This window comes from Bradyrhizobium sp. Kon69, assembly GCF_055807515.1.
Map to the genome: position 1 here is coordinate 121,659 of NZ_JBVVOS010000024.1, position 18,581 is coordinate 140,239.

At 63.9% G+C, this 18,581-nt stretch carries 22 protein-coding genes; 4 read left to right on the plus strand and 18 right to left on the minus strand.

Going from position 1 to position 18,581, the window contains the following annotated elements:
• Positions 1-164 precede the first annotated feature (164 nt).
• From AC0L3U_RS28640 to motA, 18 genes are all read right to left on the minus strand, one after another.
• Positions 165-1,079, minus strand: coding sequence for a flagellin N-terminal helical domain-containing protein (locus AC0L3U_RS28640; RefSeq protein WP_456768218.1), 915 nt, complete (start codon positions 1,077-1,079; stop codon positions 165-167).
• A gap of 267 nt (positions 1,080-1,346) precedes the next feature.
• The gene (locus AC0L3U_RS28645) at positions 1,347-2,255 is read right to left on the minus strand and encodes a flagellin N-terminal helical domain-containing protein (RefSeq protein ID WP_027570484.1); all 909 of its coding nucleotides are present in this window, start codon (positions 2,253-2,255) and stop codon (positions 1,347-1,349) included.
• A gap of 264 nt (positions 2,256-2,519) precedes the next feature.
• Positions 2,520-3,260 (minus strand): flagellar type III secretion system pore protein FliP, encoded by a 741-nt coding sequence (fliP, locus tag AC0L3U_RS28650; protein WP_473364072.1) that lies wholly within the window; start codon positions 3,258-3,260, stop codon positions 2,520-2,522.
• Positions 3,257-3,700 carry a flagellar basal body-associated FliL family protein gene (locus AC0L3U_RS28655; protein WP_354060135.1) on the minus strand — a complete coding sequence of 148 codons (444 nt, stop codon included), beginning with the start codon at positions 3,698-3,700 and terminating at the stop codon, positions 3,257-3,259. The genes fliP and AC0L3U_RS28655 overlap by 4 nt, the downstream gene beginning before the upstream one ends.
• Before the next feature lie 42 nt (positions 3,701-3,742).
• The gene (gene flgH, locus AC0L3U_RS28660; RefSeq protein ID WP_018453966.1) at positions 3,743-4,438 is read right to left on the minus strand and encodes a flagellar basal body L-ring protein FlgH; all 696 of its coding nucleotides are present in this window, start codon (positions 4,436-4,438) and stop codon (positions 3,743-3,745) included.
• On the minus strand, positions 4,439-5,197 hold the full coding sequence (locus AC0L3U_RS28665) for a MotE family protein (protein WP_456768216.1): 759 nt from the start codon (positions 5,195-5,197) through the stop codon (positions 4,439-4,441).
• A 64-nt stretch (positions 5,198-5,261) separates the two neighbouring features.
• Positions 5,262-6,392, minus strand: coding sequence for a flagellar basal body P-ring protein FlgI (gene flgI / locus AC0L3U_RS28670; protein WP_456768215.1), 1,131 nt, complete (start codon positions 6,390-6,392; stop codon positions 5,262-5,264).
• Positions 6,389-6,865 (minus strand): flagellar basal body P-ring formation chaperone FlgA, encoded by a 477-nt coding sequence (gene flgA / locus AC0L3U_RS28675; protein WP_473364073.1) that lies wholly within the window; start codon positions 6,863-6,865, stop codon positions 6,389-6,391. Before flgA ends, flgI begins: the two co-directional genes overlap by 4 nt.
• 13 nt (positions 6,866-6,878) lie before the next feature.
• The gene (flgG, locus tag AC0L3U_RS28680; RefSeq protein WP_007595892.1) at positions 6,879-7,667 is read right to left on the minus strand and encodes a flagellar basal-body rod protein FlgG; all 789 of its coding nucleotides are present in this window, start codon (positions 7,665-7,667) and stop codon (positions 6,879-6,881) included.
• 15 nt (positions 7,668-7,682) lie between these two features.
• Positions 7,683-8,012, minus strand: coding sequence for a flagellar hook-basal body complex protein FliE (fliE, locus tag AC0L3U_RS28685; RefSeq protein ID WP_473364074.1), 330 nt, complete (start codon positions 8,010-8,012; stop codon positions 7,683-7,685).
• A 2-nt stretch (positions 8,013-8,014) separates the two neighbouring features.
• The gene (gene flgC, locus AC0L3U_RS28690) at positions 8,015-8,431 is read right to left on the minus strand and encodes a flagellar basal body rod protein FlgC (protein ID WP_007595894.1); all 417 of its coding nucleotides are present in this window, start codon (positions 8,429-8,431) and stop codon (positions 8,015-8,017) included.
• 11 nt (positions 8,432-8,442) lie between these two features.
• On the minus strand, positions 8,443-8,823 hold the full coding sequence (gene flgB, locus AC0L3U_RS28695; RefSeq protein WP_473364075.1) for a flagellar basal body rod protein FlgB: 381 nt from the start codon (positions 8,821-8,823) through the stop codon (positions 8,443-8,445).
• A gap of 85 nt (positions 8,824-8,908) precedes the next feature.
• Positions 8,909-9,994: a flagellar biosynthesis protein FlhB gene (gene flhB, locus AC0L3U_RS28700; RefSeq protein WP_456768212.1), complete on the minus strand. Its 1,086-nt coding sequence runs from the start codon at positions 9,992-9,994 to the stop codon at positions 8,909-8,911.
• Between the two features lie 13 nt (positions 9,995-10,007).
• Positions 10,008-11,048, minus strand: coding sequence for a flagellar motor switch protein FliG (locus tag AC0L3U_RS28705; RefSeq protein WP_027570476.1), 1,041 nt, complete (start codon positions 11,046-11,048; stop codon positions 10,008-10,010).
• Between the two features lie 2 nt (positions 11,049-11,050).
• The gene (fliN, locus tag AC0L3U_RS28710) at positions 11,051-11,431 is read right to left on the minus strand and encodes a flagellar motor switch protein FliN (RefSeq protein WP_027519864.1); all 381 of its coding nucleotides are present in this window, start codon (positions 11,429-11,431) and stop codon (positions 11,051-11,053) included.
• A gap of 76 nt (positions 11,432-11,507) precedes the next feature.
• Positions 11,508-11,822, minus strand: a complete 315-nt coding sequence (locus AC0L3U_RS28715; protein ID WP_018453958.1) for a hypothetical protein — start codon at positions 11,820-11,822, stop codon at positions 11,508-11,510.
• Positions 11,803-12,741, minus strand: a complete 939-nt coding sequence (locus AC0L3U_RS28720) for a flagellar motor switch protein FliM (protein ID WP_473364076.1) — start codon at positions 12,739-12,741, stop codon at positions 11,803-11,805. The genes AC0L3U_RS28715 and AC0L3U_RS28720 overlap by 20 nt, the downstream gene beginning before the upstream one ends.
• A complete protein-coding gene (gene motA / locus AC0L3U_RS28725) occupies positions 12,738-13,637 on the minus strand; it encodes a flagellar motor stator protein MotA (protein WP_456768210.1) in 900 nt (299 codons plus the stop codon). Before motA ends, AC0L3U_RS28720 begins: the two co-directional genes overlap by 4 nt.
• A gap of 142 nt (positions 13,638-13,779) precedes the next feature.
• On the opposite strand from motA, the gene AC0L3U_RS28730 reads away from it, so the two are divergent.
• The 4 genes from AC0L3U_RS28730 to AC0L3U_RS28745 all read left to right on the plus strand — a co-directional run bounded on the left by AC0L3U_RS28730 (position 13,780) and on the right by AC0L3U_RS28745 (position 18,149).
• On the plus strand, positions 13,780-14,568 hold the full coding sequence (locus tag AC0L3U_RS28730; RefSeq protein ID WP_473364077.1) for a DUF1217 domain-containing protein: 789 nt from the start codon (positions 13,780-13,782) through the stop codon (positions 14,566-14,568).
• Between the two features lie 3 nt (positions 14,569-14,571).
• Positions 14,572-15,300, plus strand: a complete 729-nt coding sequence (flgF, locus tag AC0L3U_RS28735) for a flagellar basal-body rod protein FlgF (protein WP_007595915.1) — start codon at positions 14,572-14,574, stop codon at positions 15,298-15,300.
• 36 nt (positions 15,301-15,336) lie between these two features.
• A complete protein-coding gene (gene fliI, locus AC0L3U_RS28740; RefSeq protein WP_018453953.1) occupies positions 15,337-16,662 on the plus strand; it encodes a flagellar protein export ATPase FliI in 1,326 nt (441 codons plus the stop codon).
• An 851-nt stretch (positions 16,663-17,513) separates the two neighbouring features.
• Positions 17,514-18,149, plus strand: a complete 636-nt coding sequence (locus AC0L3U_RS28745; RefSeq protein ID WP_473364078.1) for a MarR family winged helix-turn-helix transcriptional regulator — start codon at positions 17,514-17,516, stop codon at positions 18,147-18,149.
• Positions 18,150-18,581 lie beyond the last annotated feature (432 nt).

The window sequence follows — 18,581 nt, forward strand, 5'->3', positions numbered from 1 at the left end:
GCGACAAGCGGACGGCCGGTCGCATCGCGGTGCGATCGGCGACGGCGTGTTGCCTGGAATGTGGCCTCAGAAAATCGATGTGGGCACGTCGTGTGCCGTCGGATCCGCCGCTCACGGCGGAGACCGTGCTCCCTGAGGAGCACGGTCGTTTTCGAAGCCGTGGCTTAGCGGAACAGCGACAGGATGCTCTGGCTGTTCTGGTTGGCGATCGAGAGCGCCTGAACACCGAGCTGCTGCTGGGTCTGGAGCGCCTGAAGGCGGGTCGATTCCGCGTTCATGTCGGCGTCGACGAGCTGGCCGATACCGCGGTCCACGGAGTCCATCAGGGTCTTGACGAATTCCGTGTTGGTCGCGAGTCGGTTCTTGACGGCACCGAGGTTGGCGGCGGCCGACGCCACCGAGTTGATCCCGGCGGTGACCTGCGCGATGTAGCCATCGAGCGTGGTCTGGTCAGCGGCCGAGTCGGTCAGCACGGAGATGCTCATCGTGTTGATCGACGGAGAGGTCGAACCGGCCGTGTCGAGAATGCCGGTCTGCGTCGAGGTGTAGAGCGAGTAGTTCGCGGTCGTCACGGTGATGGAGCCGATGGTGGGCGTACCGCCGACACGCGAGTACGACGACACCAGGTTGAACGTCGTCGGCGTGGTGCCGGTCGTCGTGCTCAACCAGTTGATACCGTTGAAGGTCGCCGAGCTGGCCTTGAGCTTCATGTCCTGCTGGATCTGGGTGATGTCGGCCTGGATCTTGGTGCGGTCGATACCGGCGGTCTTGGCTTCGACCAGCAGCGCCTGGAGCTTGGTCAGGCCGGAGTCCTTGTCGCCGATGACCGAGGTCAGAGCGGTATATTCGGTGTCGACGGTCGCAGCCGACAGACCGAGCGAGTCGGAGACCGCGGAGAGCGCGGCATTGTCGGAGCGCATCGACGTCGCGATCGACCAATAGGCAGCGTTGTCCGAGGCCGTGGACACGCGCATACCGGTCGAGATCCGGTTCTGCGTGGTCGCGAGCTGCGAGCTGACGTTGCGAAGGGTCTGCAGCGCGGTCATTGCAGACGAGTTGGTGAGGAGGCTAGAACCCATTTTGATGTCCCTTTGGAGATTGAATTAAATTTGGGGACATACCGGACTTACACCGGTACGGCAGGGCGGCGTCATGCCTTTGGGCTGCGCAAAAGCGTCAGGCCCAACCTGTCGTAACGGCGACGATAGCCCGCGAAGCTTGTGCGGGGCTTGTGGCTCTGTGTCTTTGCCGCAACAAGGCGGCCGAAATTGCGGCGCGCGACGTCACGCCAAAATGAAAGGGCCGCGCTTCGCAAGAAGCGCGGCCCTTCCCGGATGGTTCGGGGTTTAGCGGAACAGCGACAGGATGCTCTGGCTGCTGTTGTTGGCGATCGAGAGCGCCTGAACACCGAGCTGCTGCTGGACCTGGAGGGCCGACAGGCGGGTGGACTCCTGGTTCATGTCGGCGTCGACGAGCTGACCGATACCGCGGTCCACGGAGTCCATCAGCGACTTCACGAAGTCCGTGTTGGTCGAGAGCCGGTTCTTGACGGCACCGAGATTGGCGGCAGCCGAGGCCACCGAGTTGATGCCAGCGGTGACCTGCGCGATGTAGCCGTCGAGCGTGGTCTGGTCAGCGGCCGAGTCGGTCAACGCGGAGATGCTCATCGTGTTGATCGACGGGGCGGTCGAACCGGCCGTGTCGAGAATGCCGGTCTGCGTCGAGGTGTAGAGCGAGTAGTTGGCGGTCGTCACGGTGATGGAGCCGATGGTGGGCGTACCGCCGACACGCGAGTACGACGACACCAGGCTGAAGGTCGTCGGCGTTGTGGCGGACGTGCTCAACCAGTTGATGCCGTTGAAGGTCGCCGCACTGGCTGTCGCCTTCATCTGCTGCTGGATCTGGGTGACGTCGGCCTGGATCTTGCTGCGGTCGATACCGGCGGTCTTGGCTTCGACCAGCAGGGACTGGAGCTTGGTCAGGCCGGAGTCCTTGTCGCCGATGACCGTGGTCAGAGCGGTATATTCGGTGTCGACGGTCGCGGCCGACAGACCGAGCGAGTCGGAGACCGCCGAGAGCGCGGCGTTGTCGGCGCGCATCGAGGTCGCGATCGACCAGTAGGCAGCGTTGTCCGAAGCGGTCGAGACGCGCTGGCCGGTGGAGATGCGGGTCTGCGTGGTGGAGAGCTGCGAGCTCACAGACCGCAAGGTCTGGAGTGCGGTCATGGCGGTCGAGTTCGTAAGCAGGCTTGACATTGCGAATGTCCCTTTATGTACGCGTTACATTTTCACGAGGGGACATACCGGGCTTTCACCGGTACGGAGGGGCGGCATCATGCCTTTGGACTGATGTGGGTGGGGTCCAACCCGCCGTGACGCATTGCTAGCACGCCGAATCTTGCGCGCGGATTAAGATCGGCTTGAATTGCGCTGTAAAATCAGTTGGTTAACAGTACCTATTGCTAACCATAGTCCGGTACTTCTCGCTAACCATAACGCCCCCTCTGGCGCTCGTTGCCGTTACGAGAACGAGCGCACCAGCCCGGAGGCAAGCAGGTTCCAGCCGTCGATCAGCACGAAGAACAGCATCTTGAACGGAAGTGCGAGGATGGTCGGCGGCATCATCATCATGCCCATCGACATGGTCAGCGTCGCCACGATCATGTCGATGACGAGGAACGGCAGGATGATGAGAAATCCGATCTCGAACGAACGTCTGAGCTCGGAAATCATGAAGGCCGGAATGATGACGCGCATGTCGACGCGTTTGTCGTCGAATTTCCTGCGGAAGCTCTCCGCGGCGAGCGATTCGAAGGTCTGCAGATCTTTGTCGCGAACATGAGCCAGCATGAATTCGCGGAACGGATCGGTGATCTTCAGATAGGCGTCTTCCTCCGAGATCTCGTTCTTCATCAGCGGCTGGATGCCGGTTTCCCAGGCGCGGTCGAAGGTCGGCGCCATCACGTAGAAGGTCATGAACAGCGCGAGGCTGATCAGCACCAGATTGGCCGGCGTGGTCTGAAGTCCGAGACCGGCGCGCAGGAACGACAGCGCCACCGCAAACCGCGTGAAGCTAGTCACCATGATGAGCAGTCCCGGCGCCACGGAGAGTACCGTGATCACCGCCATCAACTGGATGATCCGGCCACTGGTCGAGCCGTTGCCCGGCGGCAGCAGCGAATTGAGGTCCGGAATCTGGGCCAGTGCCACTTCGGGCAGCACGACCAGGAGCAACGCAAGCAGCAGGACTCTCAGTTTCACTGAATCACCAACGTCTCAATGATCAATTCGCGGATCTTGCCCGAGGAGCGGATGTTGGCGCGCTCGGTCAGGTCGTCGCGCAGGTGCTGAAGCCCGCGCGATCCCTCGAACTGCGCCACCGTCGCCGACCGTAGATAGGTGACAATGTCCTCGCTGATATGGGCCGCCAGGATGCCGGCATCCTCGTCGCTCATGCTGTCGGTCACCATGGAGGCTTCGATGCGGGCCCAGTTGTTGGCCGGCGCGCCGAGATTGGTCACGATCGGCGACAGCTTCCTGAGCCGCGCGCTGCCGGCGTAGCTCGAGGCAAGAGGCGGCGGCGTGGCGGTTTTCTTCGCATCGGCGACGCGCTCGGCGGCCGCAAACAGATGCAGGCCGGCAAGCGCGCCCGCGCCGATCGCGATCAGGGTCAACACCACGATGGCCGCAATCAGGCGCATGACGTCCCCTGCCCTTTTGACGCGGCCCGACGGTCGCGCATCTCAGAACGGTGCCACGGCGTCATAGATCCGATGTCCCCATCCAGGCTGCTGCACGTCCGAGAGATTTCCCCGACCGCCATAGGCCACGCGCGCCTCGGCGATCTTCTCGTAGGAGATCGTGTTGGTTCGCGAGATATCGCGTGGACGCACGATGCCGCCGACGTTGAGCACGCGCATTTCCGTATTGACCTTGAACTCCTGCGAGCCGCTGATCATCATATTTCCGTTCGGCAACACGTCGGTTACGATGGCTGCGATCGACAGTTTGATATCCTCTGTGCGGTCGATCTGGCCGTTGCCCTTGATCTGGGTGTTGGTGTTGAGGTTGGCGCTCGTCGAGCCCTTGTCCTGCCATCCCGCGACGTCCATCAACCAGTCGAGCCCGAACTTGATCTGCGAATCGCGCGAGCGACCCGTCTTGTTGTCGAGCTTGGCCTTGTCCTGCATCGAGATGATCACCGTCACGACGTCGCCGACGCGCCGGGCGCGGGGATCGCGGTAGAGGTCGGTGCCGTCGTCCCAGGTCGAGCGATAGCTGACGGGCGAGTGCATGCGGGGCGTCACGGGAATCGGATCGGCCTGCGTCCTCAGGCCGCTTCCGACCGGCGACAATCGCGGGCCAGTCAGGACCTCGGCCGGATCAGTGACGCATCCGGCAAGCGATAACAGCGAGAGGATGAGGATCAGATTCTTCATCTATTTGGTCTTTCCGTCATCCACGCGACGCATCCCGCCGAGTAGATCGGCGAGGTGCGCCGCGCGCCCCGTCTCCATCTCGTTGAAGATTGCGCTCGAGCTCCTCGGGCTGAGCTTTGCGAGCACGGCCGCAGCCGTCTCGTCCGCCATCCCGGCGATCTGGGTTGCGGCGGCGTCCGGCTTCATGCGTGAGTAGATCTCGACGACGCTCGCTTCGGCCTTCTTCAGGAAGTCGTCCCGCAACGCCATCCACTTCTCATATTCCGCGCGCTTGGCCTCAACCTCGGCGATCCGCTCGCGAAGCTGGTTCTCGGCCTTCTCCAGCTCCTTGAGCTGCCAGGCCAGCCTTGCATCGACGGCGGGGTCGGCGACATTGCTGCAGAACAGGGCGATCTCGTTGTCCGCGGTTGCAGCGGCCTGGGGCGGCACCGGCTTCGGCGGCGCCGTGACGCTACCGGGCTTGGCGGGTCGCGGCGCGGCTGTGGGTGCCGGCGCGGGCTTCTCGGAGGCCGGCACGGCACCCGTGGTCGCCGGTCCCGAATCTTCGGCTGCCCACGCCGTCGCCCGCATCGACGCATTGTCGCTCGGGATCGATGAGATCGGCTTCTGCGGGCCAGGCGCGCGGGCGCGCGCGAAGGACAGCAGGTTGAGCGGCTTCGACGGCTTGGCCTCATCCAGCGCCAGAATGGGCGAAGCGCTCGCGAGCGCGGAGGCCGCGACCAAGAGGAGGAGTTTGGCTTTATGATCCAGCTTCAACATCGGCCCGCGTACGATTCTCGGTCGAGAGAGCATTGAGCGACCAAGCTTGCACGGCGCTTACGCGTCATTGCACGATGACATCCGCCTGGAGGGCGCCGGCCGTCTTGATCGCCTGGAGAATCGCGATGATGCCGGATGGTTTCAGGCCGATCTGGTTCAGGCCGCGCACCAGACGCTGGAGATCGACGCCGCTCAGGATCGCCACCTGCGATCCGGCCTCGTTGGCCTCGACCACGGTCTGGGGCACGACCACCGTCTGCCCTTTCGAGAAGGGCGCCGGTTGCGACACCACGGGAAGCTCGGTGACGCGGACCGTCAGATTGCCGTGCGTCACGGCAACGGTCGATATCCGTACGTCGCGTCCGATCACCACCGTGCCGGTACGTTCGTTGATCACGACCCGCGCCGGCGTGTCCGGCTCGACCGTCAGCTCGCCGATTTCGGCGAGAAAGCGAACCGGTCCGATATGGCGCGGCTTCGACAGCACGATGGTACGGTAGTCGCGCTCGAAGGCGATCTGCGCCCGATAACGGCCGCCGGCATAGCGGTTGATCGCGTCGAGGATTCGCGTTGCGGTGACGAAGTCGGGGTTCTTGAGCTCCAGCACAAGATACTCCATTTCATGGAGACTACCCTGCACTTCGCGCTCGACCAGAGCGCCATTCGGGATACGGCCCGCGGTCGGCGTGCCCTGGCTGACGTTCTGGGCCTGGCCTCCGACGCTGTAGCCGGCGACCGTGACCGCGCCTTGCGCCACTGCATAGACCGCTCCGTCCGCCGCGCGCAGCGACGTCATCACCAGCGTGCCGCCGAGCAGCGAGGTCGCATCGCCGAGCGACGACACCGTCACGTCCATGCGCTCGCCGGCACCGATCGAGGGCTGCAGGTCCGCGGTCACCATCACGGCCGCGACGTTGCGCGTGCGCAGCGTCGTCGGCCGCGGCGGATTGTTGGTGCTGGTGGTCTCGTTCCTGACATTGATGCCCATGTTCTCGAGCATCGATTGCAGGGACTGCTCCGTGAACGGAGCATTGCGGAGCGTGTCGCCGGTGCCGTTCAGGCCGATGACGAGGCCGTAGCCGACGATCTGGTTTTCGCGCAATCCCTTGATGTCCGCGATGTCCTTGATGCGGACGGCGGCCTGGGCGCTGACGGCGGAAACGAGCAGGACGAGCGCGAGCAGGACTCTGGTCATGACCCGTCCACGACCTTGACGGTGCCGTCCGGCTGAACGACGCCCCTGATGATCACACCCGTATCGGTGTTTCGTATCGGGATGAGCGCGCCGGGCGCGCCCGACTGCATCGCGGCGCCGTAGGTCACGATCGACAGGCCGCTGTCTTCGACCACGACCTTGACCATCGCGCCGCGGGCGACCGTCCAGGGATCCTCCACCGAGTTGGTCGGGATCGGCTGGCCGGGGAGCAGCGCGCGGCGCGCCATGCGGCCGACCAGGACCTGGCGTCCTTCGATGAACATGGCGACGCCGAGCACGTTCGGCGCAAAGGCGCGCTCGGTGATCACGTCGTCCCGGATCAGCTCGCCGGCGCGGATCGGGACGGCCGGCACAGGGAGCCGCTTCTCCTCGGCCGCGGCGAGACGCGCCGAGACGAGAACCAGCAGCACGGCGGCCAACCCGCGCATGATCGAGCCCATCCTGTTCAACATGGATACACCGGAACTAGCGCATGCCCTTCGAGACCGTCTGGGCCATTTCATCCGAGGCCTGGATGACCTTGGCATTCATTTCGTAGGCGCGCTGGGCAGAGATCAACTCGGTGATTTCCTTGACCGGGTCGACGTTCGAGGCCTCGAGATATTGCTGGTTGATCTTGCCGTAGCCGGAATCGCCGGGCAGCCCGACGACCGGCGTGCCGGACGCCGTGGTCTCGCGATAGAGATTGCTGCCCAGCGGTTCAAGGCCGGCCTCGTTGGCGAAATTGGCGAGATTGAGCTGGCCGATTTGCCTCGGGTTCACTTCCGTATCCAGCTTGGCAAACACCTGTCCGGTCTGGTTGACCGTGACCTGGACCGTTCCCTGCGGCACCGTGATGGCGGGATCCAGCAGATAGCCGTCGGTCGTGACGAGCTGGCTGTTGGCATTGGTGTTGAACGAGCCCGCACGGGTATACTGCACCTCGTTATTCGGGCCGAGCACCTGAAACCAACCGCGGCCGTTGATCGCCATGTCGTATGGATTGCCGGTCTGTGTGAGCGCACCCTGGATGTGCAGCTTGCGGATCGCCGCCGACTTGACGCCGAGGCCGAGATTGGCGCCTTCCGGGATCGGCGACGAGCCGCTGGTGTTGGCAACCCCCTGCATGCGGTCCATCTGGTAGAACAGATCGGTGAATTCGGCACGCGCCCGCTTGTACGAGGTCGAGTTGATGTTGGCGATGTTGTTGGCGATGACTTCGATGTTGGTCTGCTGGGCGTTCATGCCCGTGGCCGCGATGGCAAGCGATTTCACAGCGTCACTCCTTGATCAGATCGACATCCGAACGACTTCTTGGTAGGCCTGCACGACCTTGTCGCGAACTGCGACCGCCGTCTGCAAGGCCTGCTCGGCCGACATCAGCGCCTCCACGACGCGCCGCGTCGATTCTTTGCCTTGCATCGCCGAGACCGAGGCGGCCTCGCCCGCCTTCAGCGTCCCGATCGCGTCCGTGGTCACTTGCTTCATGACCGATTCGAATCCGACGTCGCCGCCGGACTGGATCGCGGGCGCCGCCGTCGACGAGATCGCCTGCGCCTCGGTCGCGCGGCTCGCCGCCTGCGCAGTTGAGATCGCGGTCGATGAAATTGCCTCAAGCATTGTCAGCTCCTCAGCAGGTCGATGGTCATGCCCAGCATCGACCTCACCTGTTTCACGACCTGGAGATTGGCTTCATAGGAGCGGTTGACTTCCCGCATGTCCGCCATCTCGATCATCATGTTGACGTTCGGCAGCTTGACGTAGCCGGCCTTGTCGGCGGCGGGATGCCCCGGCTCGTACTCCACGCGGTATGGCGTGGTGTCGACCCCGATTTCCTTGACCTTCGCCAGCTGAGCGCCCGAGGCGCGGTCCATCGCGGCATCGAAGGTGATCGTCTTGCGTTGATAGGGATCGGCGCCGGCGGCGCGCCCCGTCGACGTCGCGTTGGCGAGGTTCTCCGAGACGATGCGCATGCGCGTCGACTGCGCTTCGAGCCCGGAGCTCGCGACCGTCAACGAGGATTGCAATGAGTCCAGCATGTCAGTTCACCTCAGGTCTTCGCGCTCGACAGCAGCATGCGGTGAAACGACCGCACGATGGCCGAGTTCATCGAGTAGTCGCGACTGACGTCGCTGCCCTTGATCATTTCCTGCTCGAGACTGACGGAGTTGCCGGAGTGAACCACGTCCCAGCTGTCCTTCTTCGCGGTCGCCCGGGTGTCGCTCTCGGCAGCAGAGAGCTGCATGTGCGACGGCGACGTAGTCGCCAGTCTCACCGGCGTGCTGTCGAGCACCTTGTTGAAGGGCTCGACGTCGCGCGCCTTGAAGCCCGGCGTGTTGGCGTTGGCGACGTTGGTTGCGATCGTCGATTGGCGGAGCTCGAGGTATCGCGCCTGCGACGATGCGAGTTCGAAGAGATAGAGCGGTCCCACGGCAGCACCATTCTGGTTCAGACGGTGTAACCTTAGGGTCGCAAGCTTTCGTCAGGCTGATGGAAGGGACGCCGTCCTCGGAATTCTACTGGACCTTCTCGGACCGCGGCGTCTGCTTGGATTGCAGGAAGTAGATGATCTCGGCGACCGGCCGGAAGAACTCCGCCGGAATCACCTGATCGACCTGAACCGCCTCGTAGAGCGCGCGCGCCAGCGCCTTGTTCTCGATCACCGGAATCCGGTTCTGCTCGGCGACTTCGCGGATCTTCAGCGCAATCACGTCCATGCCCTTCGCCACGACGATCGGTGCCGGATTTTCCTCGCGATTGTAGCGCAGCGCGATCGCGAAGTGCGTGGGGTTCGCGATCACCAGCGTCGCCCGCGATGCGGAAGCGATCATGCGCTGGCGCGAGCGGTCGCGCGCCAGCGAACGCAGGCGCGCCTTGATCAGCGGATCGCCTTCGGCCTGCTTGTGCTCGTCCTTGATCTCCTGCCGCGTCATGCGCAGCTCGCGCCGCCAGTGGAAGCGCGCCCAGGCCAGATCGACCGCGACCAGGACGATGGTCGCGATGCAGATCGCCGAGACGATTCGCATGGCGATGTTGAGAATCATTTCCGGCAGCGCGACCGGATCGGTGTACATCGCCTCGAACGCCTTCGCTTCCGACGAGCGCAGCACGAACGCGACGACGACGGTGACCGCGGCGAGCTTGAACAGCGACTTGGCGAACTCGACGAGGCCCTGCGATCCAAACAGCCGGCTCCAGCCGCTGAGCGGAGAGATTCGCGACAGGTCCGGCGTGATGCGATGGAGCACCAGGCTGGGAGCATTTTGCAACAGCGAGGCTGCCAGCCCGAACGCCGCCAGGGTGACGACCAGCGGCGTCAGGAACCGCAGTGCCTGAAGCCCGACCACGATGAGGAGATTCTGGGCGTCGGCCCCGGTGCTGAGAGGGAAGCCGTCGGGATCATCGAGAAAGCCCGTCAGCATCGGCGTCAATTGCTGAACGCCCTGGCCGATCAGGAACGCCTGGATCACCATCAGCGCAGCCATCGAGGCGAAGATGGAAGCCTCCCGAGAGACCGGGATTTTGCCCTGTTCGAGCGCATCGCGGACTTTTTTCTCGGTCGGCTCTTCTGTCTTGCTCTCCTGATCGGTTGTTTCTGCCATGCCCGTTCAGCGGTCAGCGGAAGACCAGCTCATCCTCCTGCTCGGGGTTGAGCTCGATTTCGCCCTTTTCCGCGAGGTCAAGCGCGAGGTCGGTGATCACGCGCCGCGCCTCCAGCACGTCGCGCTGGTTCGACGGTTCGCCGATGGCGAGTTCGTGCTCGACGACCCGGCGGACGCGCGAGGCGACCGAGGACAGGATCATCTCGCGGAAGTGCTTGTCGGTGCCCTTCAGCGCGATGACGATGCGATCGGTCGGCACCTGGTCGAAGATCATGGTGCGCGCCTTCGGCGTCAGGTTGGTCACGTCGTCGAAGGTGAAGAGCAGCTCCTTCAGCACTTCGGCCGACTTCGGCCGCTTCTCCGACAGGCTCTTGAGCATGTCCTCGATGTGTCCGCGCTCCATCTTGTTGATGATGTCGGCAACGCGGGCATAGGTGTCCGCGCCGAGGTTGCGGGCGAAGTTCAGCGTCAGATCCTCATGCAGCGTCTTCTCGAGGACCCTCATGGCGTCGTCGACGATCGGCTTGAGGCTGAGCACGCGCCGCATCAGCTCGTTGCGCAGACTCGACGGCAGCTGGCTCATGACCTTGGCCGCGCAGGACGGCTTGACCTTGGACAGGATGAGCGCCGCGGTCTGCGGATGCTCCTTGGAGAGGTAGCTTGCCAGCGAGTTTTCCGACACCGACGAAACGCGATCCCACACGGACCGACTCGAATTGCCGAGCAGGTCCGACATGATGGCCGAGACCTGGTCGGCCGGGAGCACGTCGCCGAGCACGGCTTCCAGGCCACCGAGGGTGCCGAGAATGTTGGCGCCCATCGAGAATTGCTGGGCGAACTCCTCGACGATCGCTTCCAGTTCCTGCGCCGTGATCGGCCGCAGCTCGGCCGCTGCCTTGGTGACGGTGCGGATATCCTGCGGCTCGAACTGCGCGAGCACGCTGGCGGCCGCCTGCCGGCCCATGGCGAGCAGGAGTGCCGCGACCTTCTCCGTTCCGCCCAGCGTGGCGACGCCTCGCTGCTTGATGGGAGCCATGCCGACCTGTGCCGCCATGGTCAGGTATCACCCTGTCCCAACGGCCCGACAATTTCGGTGAGCGAGACGCCGAAGCGGGAATTGTCTTCTTCGACCACGACCACCTCGCCGCGGGCGACGACGCGGCCGTTGACCACGACGTCGACGGGTTCGCCGACCCGATGGTCGAGCGGAACCACCGCGCCGCGGCCGAGCTTCATCAGGTTCGCCACCGGAATGGTCGCCGATCCCAGCACCACCTGCATGGTCACGGGAATGCGCAGGATGGCATCGACATTGGCGAACTTGCCGGTCTCCTCCGCGGTGCGCGCGGCGATCTCCGCCAACCGCTCCAGCGGAGATGTTTCGGTATGCCCCTCGTCGGCCGCCGATGCTGACTCATAGTCGAAGGATTGCGCCATCTGGTATCGCCTCTTGGTATTTCCGCTCCCGGAGCGCCGTGACGTTCCGATCGTATTTATTCCGCCGGCTTCGGCTTTAATGCTTGTTCACGTCGGCGCCGCCCGCGGTCGCCGCGGATGCCAGCCCGCTCCTGGCATCAAGCGCCGCGATCGCCTCGTGGGCCTGATCGATCTTCGTGCTCAGCACGTTGGCGAGCCGCCCGAGATTTGCGGTGGAATCATGCGCCGCGGTAATGACCGTGTCGAAGGCGCCTGCCGTCTCCTGGACGATGGTCGAGAACTCGCCCTGGTAGCTGCGCAACCGCGCCAGTTCGCGATGCATCCGGGTCACCCGCATGCTGGTGAAGGCGAGCGCAATCAGCAGCACGGCATCAACGAGATAGGATATCATCGACGAACTCCCGTTTCTGATCGACGGGATCTGCCACCTGCATGGCGTAATAGCCATCAAGCTGGCCGATCTGACACCAGAACAGCACCTGGTTGTTGCTCTCGAGTCGAGCCAGCGTACGCGGCGTGGCTTCGAGCTCGAGCACCTGGCCGACCTGGAACTTCAAGACGTCGCCGAGCGAAATCATCTTCTCGTCCAGCACGGCGCTCAGCGTCACCTCGGTGCGGTGAACCTCGGTCTCCATCTGCTCGCGCCAGCGCGGATCGGCCGCGCGGCCGTCGCTGACGACGACGGTCGCAAGCTTCTGCCTCAGCGGGTTGAGCGCGGAGTGCGGAATGATGAGGAACATCTGACCGCCGCGGTAGAGCGCCTGCAGCATGATGTTCGCGCAGATCGACATGTTGCCGCTCCGCCCGATCGCCAGCGACGCCATGGCGGTCTCGACCCGCTCCACGCGGAAGGTGACGTTGGAGGTGCCGGCGAAGGAGGATTGCAGCGCCTTGGCGAACCGCTCGAAAAGCGCCTGGACCAGGCGGATCTCGATGTTCGAGAAGCTGCGCTCGACGTCGAGCGGCGGTTCGGCGCCATCGGAGCCGAACATCGCCTCGACCATGGTGAACACGAAGTCGCGGTCCAGCATGATGATGATGCGGGAGTCCCACTGCTCGGCATAGAGCACGGCCGCAACCGCGTTGGCCTCGTAGTCCTTGATGATGTCGCCGACACGATCGTTGGTGATGCCGTTGACCGAGAAATAGCATGGCGTTCCGGCTATCGGCTGCAGGCTGTCCGTGCACGATGCCGCCATGCGATCGAAGATCACATTGAGCATCGGCATGCGCTCGATCGAGATGCCGGCGGCGTCCAGCAGATAGTTCGGCAGCGGCTTGCGCTGATCGACGTCGAGGGCTTCCATCATGATGCGCGCGCAGCTTTCGGTTCAACCTCGGCCACGACAGCCTTGGGTCCCGCGATCGTCTCGTTCTCGACGACGTCGATCGAGGGCCGTTCGGGGCTCGCGATCATCTTGCGGCCGTGCTCGACGGCGATCTGCGGCATGGCGCCGTTCATGAACGCCAGCAGCGTTTGCTTGACGATGATGTAGGGCCGGCAACGCTTTTCGCGCGTCATCTTCACCTTCATCGCGAAGGGCGAAATGATGCCGTAGGACAGGAAAATGCCGGCGAAGGTGCCGACGAGGGCGGCGCCGATGAAGCCGCCCAGCAGCTTCGGCGACTGGTCGAGCGCGCCCATGGCCTTGATGACGCCGAGCACCGCGGCGACGATGCCGAGCGCGGGCAGCGCTTCCGAGACCACCACCAGCGCATGGTAGGGCGCCAGCTTGCTCTTCACGATGGTGTGGATCTCCTCGTCCATCAGCGCTTCGATCTCGTGCGTTCGCGCGTTACCCATGATGATGAGACGGACGTAGTCGCAGATGAACTGGAGCAGCGATGGATCTCCGAGCACGCTCGGGAACGCCTTGAAGATCTCGGAGGACGCGGGATCGTCGATATGCGCCTCGACCTCGTTGCGGCCCTTGCCCCGCAGCTCCCGCATCAGCGCGTGCAGCGCGCCGAGCAGATCGAGATAGTAGCGTTGACCGGGCACCGCCCCCGTCACCGCCTGCACGCAGGCAAGCCCGGTATCCGCGACCGTCTTCCAGGGATTGGCCATGATGAAGGTGCCGGCCGCGGTGCCCATGATGATCACGAACTCCCACGGCTGCATCAGCACGCCCAGATGCCCGCCCATGGCGGCAAATCCGCCCAGCAGTGCCGCTACCGTGATGACGATCCCCACGAAACTGCCCAACGCGCCGCTCCATCACCGATCCCATCGGGAATATCTAGTCGGCGAGCCTTGCGCGAGGCTGGCTTCCCCCTCGCCAGCCTCGCGCAAGCGATTCACGGCAGCTTGGGACGACGTCGCGAAAGCGGCCAGAGGGGCGCGGGTCATGCTATCCACCATCGCGGACTACACCAGACTGACCAAGGACATGGGCAAGTCGCTGACACAGGTCGCGACGCAGCCGGACGTCAGCCGCGACACCGATTACTTCCTCAGCCACATCGGCAACGTGAAGACCATCGACGACTTCCTGAAGGACTATCGCCTCTATTCCTACGCGATGAAGGCATATGGCCTCAGCGATATGGCCTACGCCAAGGCGTTCATGCGCAAGGTTCTGACCGAGGGTATCGCCGACAACAAGACCTTCGCCAACAAGCTGACCGACACCCGCTACCGGCAATTCGCCGCCGCGTTCAATTTCGCCGCCCTCGGCGACAAGGCGACCCAAACCGCCGCGGCCACGACCGGCACGGCGACCCAATACGTCACGCAGACGATGGAGGAGAAGGCCGGCGACCAGAACGAGGGCCTGCGGCTGGCGCTCTATTTCACGCGCAAGGCTTCCACGATCACCAATTCCTACCAGATCCTCGCGGACAAGGCGATGACACAAGTGGTCCAGACGGCGCTCGGCCTGCCGTCGACGATCAGCTCGGCTGATATCGATGCCCAGGCCAAGATGATCACGAGCAAGATCAAGCTCACCGATTTCCAGGATCCGGCCAAGGTCACCAAATTCGTGCAGCGCTTCGCGGCGATGTGGGATGCGACCCAGGCCCAGAGCGACACCTCGACCAACCCGGCGCTGGTCCTGGTCCGCGGCGCCGCACCGTCGATCGGCATGGATACCAACGTGCTCACGACACTTCAGAACATCAAGTTCAACAGGTAAGTCATGCAATCGGCCCTCTATGTAGGATTGTCGGCGCAGGTCGCCCTCGAAAAACGCCTCCAGACGATCGCCAACAACGTCGCCAACGTCAACACGGCGGCGTTCCGCACCGACGTGGTGAAGTTCGAGACGGTGTTGTCCAAGGCGGGCGCGAACCCGGTCGCCTTCTCCTCGCCCGGCGACAACATCATCTCGCGCGAAATGGGTAGCATCACCGAGAGCGGCAACCCGCTCGACGTCGCCGTGGTCGGACAGGGCTGGATCGCCTTCGCCGGTCCGAACGGCACGGTCTATACGCGCGACGGCCGACTCCAGATCGCCGCCAACGGCGACCTTCAGACCGTGTCCGGCTTCCCCGTCATCGATTCCGGCGGCGCCCAGATCACCCTCGATCCGAACGGCGGACCGGTCTCGATCGCGCGCAGCGGCGCGATCACCCAGGACAACAACGAGATCGGCACCATCGGCCTGTTCAACATTCCCGCCGACGCCAATCTCGACCGCTACGGCAATTCGGGCGTCACGCCCAACCGGCCTGCGACCGCCATCGCCGACTTCTCCCGCGACGGCTTCAAGCAGGGCTATGTCGAGGGCTCGGGCGCCAATCCGATGATGGAATTGACGAAGCTGATCGCGGCCTCGCGCGCCTTCGACGGCACCAATTCGATGATCGAGGGCACTGAGAGCTCGCTCCAGAACGCAATCCGGACGCTGGGCGAACCCGGCAAATAGACTGCGCCCCGCGCGCAATGAGGTTGGACGGTTTCCTTGAACGCTCTTCGGCAACTTGAGTGGGCGCTGCTGGAGCTTCAGCAGAGCACTCCCCTGGCAAGCGTCAGCGGCGCGATCTCCGAGATCGCGTCGACGCATTTCCGTGTCTCCGGCCTGTCGCGCTTCGTCAGGCTCGGCGAACTGATCGGCGTCAACTCCGGCGGCAAGCCCCAGATCGGCGAGGTGGTGCGGATCGACAGCGAGGGCATCATCGCCAAGCCGTTCGACCGGCAGTTCGCCGGCGGCCTCGGCTCGGTCGCCTACCGGATGCCTCCGCTGTCCTTCGCGCCGGATCCAAGCTGGAAGGGCCGCGTCATCAACGCGCTCGGGGCGCCGCTGGACGGACAGGGCCCTCTCACCCCCGGATCGCGTCCGGTCTCGGCCGAGGCGGAGGCGCCTTCGGCCATGAAGCGCGCGCGGGTCCACAAGCCGCTGCGCACCGGCGTACGCGTCATCGACCTGTTCGCCCCGATCTGTGCCGGCCAGCGCGTCGGCATCTTTGCCGGTTCCGGCGTCGGTAAATCGACACTGCTTGCGATGCTCGCCCGCAGTCAGGGTTTTGACACCGTCGTGCTGGCCCTGGTCGGCGAGCGCGGCCGCGAGGTGCGCGAGTTCATCGAGGACGTGCTGGGCGCCGATCGTCACCGCGCCGTCACGATCGTGTCGACGGGAGACGAGAGCCCGATGATGCGGCGACTGGCGCCGAAGACGGCCATGGCGGTCGCCGAATATTTCCGAGACCGGGGCGAATCGGTCCTGCTCATGGTCGATTCGATCACCCGGTTCGCCCACGCCGCCCGTGAAGTCGCGCTCGCCGCCGGTGAGCCCGCAGTCGCGCGCGGCTACGCGCCCACCGTCTTCACCGATCTGCCGCGCCTTCTGGAGCGCGCCGGACCCGGCGAGGAGGGGTCCGGCACGATCACCGGGATTTTCTCCGTGCTGGTGGACGGCGACGATCACAACGAGCCTATCGCCGATACCATCCGCAGCACACTCGATGGGCACATCGTGCTCTCCAGGCACATCGCCGACCAGGCGCGTTATCCCGCGGTGGACGTTCTGGGTTCGGTCTCGCGCCTTGCCCATAACGTCTGGGACCCCGAAGAGCGCGAATTGGTGAGCAAGCTGCGCGCCATGATCGCCAAATACGAGGACACGCGCGACCTTCGCCTGATGGGCGGATACCAGGCGGGACGTGATTCGGGTCTCGACCAGGCGGTCGACATGGTTCCGAGAATCTACGGCGCGATGCGGCAGGACGCCTCGGCTCCGCCAAGTGCCGATCCGTTCCGCGAGCTGCGGGACATGCTCAAGGGCGACTAGCAAGTCTCAGATTGAGTCGGCGCGCGAGGCGCCACGCGATCGAACCTTGCTCGTTGTTTTCGACAGGCGATTGCGCATGTCGCCACGCTTACAGCGCATGCGCCTGCGCGGCCGTCTCAAGTTTCCGCCGCGATCTTCTCCACCGTTCGGGTGAGGCAGCCGCGCGAATGCGACTGAACGGCGATTCGTTGATCCGGCTGGAACAACCGCCGCGTGCAATTCCTGTGAGTTCCCCCGGACAATTCTTGGCAGAACGCACAAGTTGTGGATGACATGTCGATGCACATCCTCGTCCTGCACAGGCTTCGATCAACTTGCATCAACCACAGCCAACAACGGGCCGTGCAATAAAACCGTCACATAGTCGCGTGCATGTTGCTCGTGGGACAGGGTATTGCGTTCACCATCATGTGTCCCGAAGAGCGAGATTGTCTTGAACGTTACATTCGCCTGCGACGACATCCAGTCTCCGCGAGGGTCTCTACTTGATTTTGTTGAGAAGCTCATTCATCGTTTCGTCGAAGATAAGAAACGTCTGCGTGTGACTTGAACCTTAGGGGCTTCGGTTGAACTACTCCGATCCATCGTCTGCTGGCGACGGCTATTCGGGCTCCCGTGCGACGACGCCGCGAATGGCATACCATCAGCAACACCGCTTCCCGCGCCATAGTTTGCATTGCCCATCGGTCCAGGTCGGGCGCCGGGCAGTCCGTGCCTTCATGCGAGAGAAGAGCACGGGGCATGTGTCGGACATTGCCGGTGGTCCGGCTTCTCGCAAACGACTCATGCGCGACGGCGGAAGGCGGCTCCGGGGCGCCGCAGACGTTATTCCCGGGGCAAGGTAGGAATTCATGCCATTGGCAAGAGAAGCCGTCGAGCTGCTGGTTCAGGCGGCGAGGGCTTGGTATTTCGAAGGCAATCAGCATGGGTTGCGCGACCGGGAATGGATGGCGCTGCGCTTTCTCGGCCGTGCCAACAGGTTTTCGCGCACACCGTCCGCGCTCGCCGGCTTCATCGGCGCCACCAGGGCGACTGCATCGCAGATCGTGAAGACGCTGGAGAGCAAGTCCTTCCTGGTGCGAAAGCCGTCGCACGAAGACAAGCGTTCTGTCGTGCTGCACGTCACTGCGCAGGGCGAAAAGTGCCTGAACCAGCACGATCCGATCAATCACGTGCTGAACGCCGTCACCGCGCTCGGACCCGACGAGTGCGTCAGGCTGCGCGATTCGCTGCGCCAGATCCTCAATCACCTCGACGCGGCACATCAGCGGCTCGATGCCAGCATCTGCCGGGACTGCATGTTTCTCGCCGAACGCGGGCCGGGTACCGGCAAGGGTCGCACAACGGCCGAATTCATGTGCCGACTGTATCGCGCGCCGGTTTCGCTGGAGGAGACCGAGCTGCTCTGCACCAGTTTCGAGCGCACCCGCGACCGTCCCAGGATCGAAGAGCATCTCGACCGCGCGCGTGTGGCGAACCAGGGGTGAGGCACGCGTCTTTCCGGGCGCGGATTCTGCGCTGAACTTGCGGAAGATTGCGCAGCGTTGGCGAGAACGAAATGTGGCGCACACGCCGTCAAACCGTCATTGCGAGCGCAGCGAAGCAATCCAGGATCCCTCCGCGGTAAGACTCTGGATTGCTTCGCTGCGCTCGCAATGACGGAGCATGAGGCGGCATCGCCTTCCTCCAGTGCAGACTCAACTTGAAGACACGCCTTCGCATTCTCGCGGCGCATTCGCCCGAGCTTTGCTTGGTCACTCCACCCTCTTGTCCAAGAGGGCGCAGGGAAGGCCGGGTGCCGGCTGGCACCCGCGGTCCGCTGCGCGAAAATGTAGCGCAAGGAAACCGCACAGCAGCATACAGGTGTAGCCAATCACTCGGCCTTCCCTGCGCGATGGTTGGACGGCTTATGCCGTGCT

Coding starts and splice junctions, on each gene's coding strand:
- fliE (WP_473364074.1), bottom strand. CDS start 8,012: ATGCTTGAGGCAATTTCATCGACCGCGATCTCAACTGCGCAGGCGGCG.
- flgC (WP_007595894.1), bottom strand. CDS start 8,431: ATGCTGGACTCATTGCAATCCTCGTTGACGGTCGCGAGCTCCGGGCTC.
- AC0L3U_RS28715 (WP_018453958.1), bottom strand. CDS start 11,822: ATGATATCCTATCTCGTTGATGCCGTGCTGCTGATTGCGCTCGCCTTC.
- AC0L3U_RS28720 (WP_473364076.1), bottom strand. CDS start 12,741: ATGATGGAAGCCCTCGACGTCGATCAGCGCAAGCCGCTGCCGAACTAT.
- fliN (WP_027519864.1), bottom strand. CDS start 11,431: ATGGCGCAATCCTTCGACTATGAGTCAGCATCGGCGGCCGACGAGGGG.
- AC0L3U_RS28705 (WP_027570476.1), bottom strand. CDS start 11,048: ATGGCGGCACAGGTCGGCATGGCTCCCATCAAGCAGCGAGGCGTCGCC.
- flgA (WP_473364073.1), bottom strand. CDS start 6,865: ATGTTGAACAGGATGGGCTCGATCATGCGCGGGTTGGCCGCCGTGCTG.
- AC0L3U_RS28665 (WP_456768216.1), bottom strand. CDS start 5,197: ATGTTGAAGCTGGATCATAAAGCCAAACTCCTCCTCTTGGTCGCGGCC.
- AC0L3U_RS28745 (WP_473364078.1), top strand. CDS start 17,514: ATGCCATTGGCAAGAGAAGCCGTCGAGCTGCTGGTTCAGGCGGCGAGG.
- flgH (WP_018453966.1), bottom strand. CDS start 4,438: ATGAAGAATCTGATCCTCATCCTCTCGCTGTTATCGCTTGCCGGATGC.
- flhB (WP_456768212.1), bottom strand. CDS start 9,994: ATGGCAGAAACAACCGATCAGGAGAGCAAGACAGAAGAGCCGACCGAG.
- flgI (WP_456768215.1), bottom strand. CDS start 6,392: ATGACCAGAGTCCTGCTCGCGCTCGTCCTGCTCGTTTCCGCCGTCAGC.
- AC0L3U_RS28645 (WP_027570484.1), bottom strand. CDS start 2,255: ATGTCAAGCCTGCTTACGAACTCGACCGCCATGACCGCACTCCAGACC.
- flgF (WP_007595915.1), top strand. CDS start 14,572: ATGCAATCGGCCCTCTATGTAGGATTGTCGGCGCAGGTCGCCCTCGAA.
- AC0L3U_RS28655 (WP_354060135.1), bottom strand. CDS start 3,700: ATGCGCCTGATTGCGGCCATCGTGGTGTTGACCCTGATCGCGATCGGC.
- AC0L3U_RS28640 (WP_456768218.1), bottom strand. CDS start 1,079: ATGGGTTCTAGCCTCCTCACCAACTCGTCTGCAATGACCGCGCTGCAG.
- AC0L3U_RS28730 (WP_473364077.1), top strand. CDS start 13,780: ATGCTATCCACCATCGCGGACTACACCAGACTGACCAAGGACATGGGC.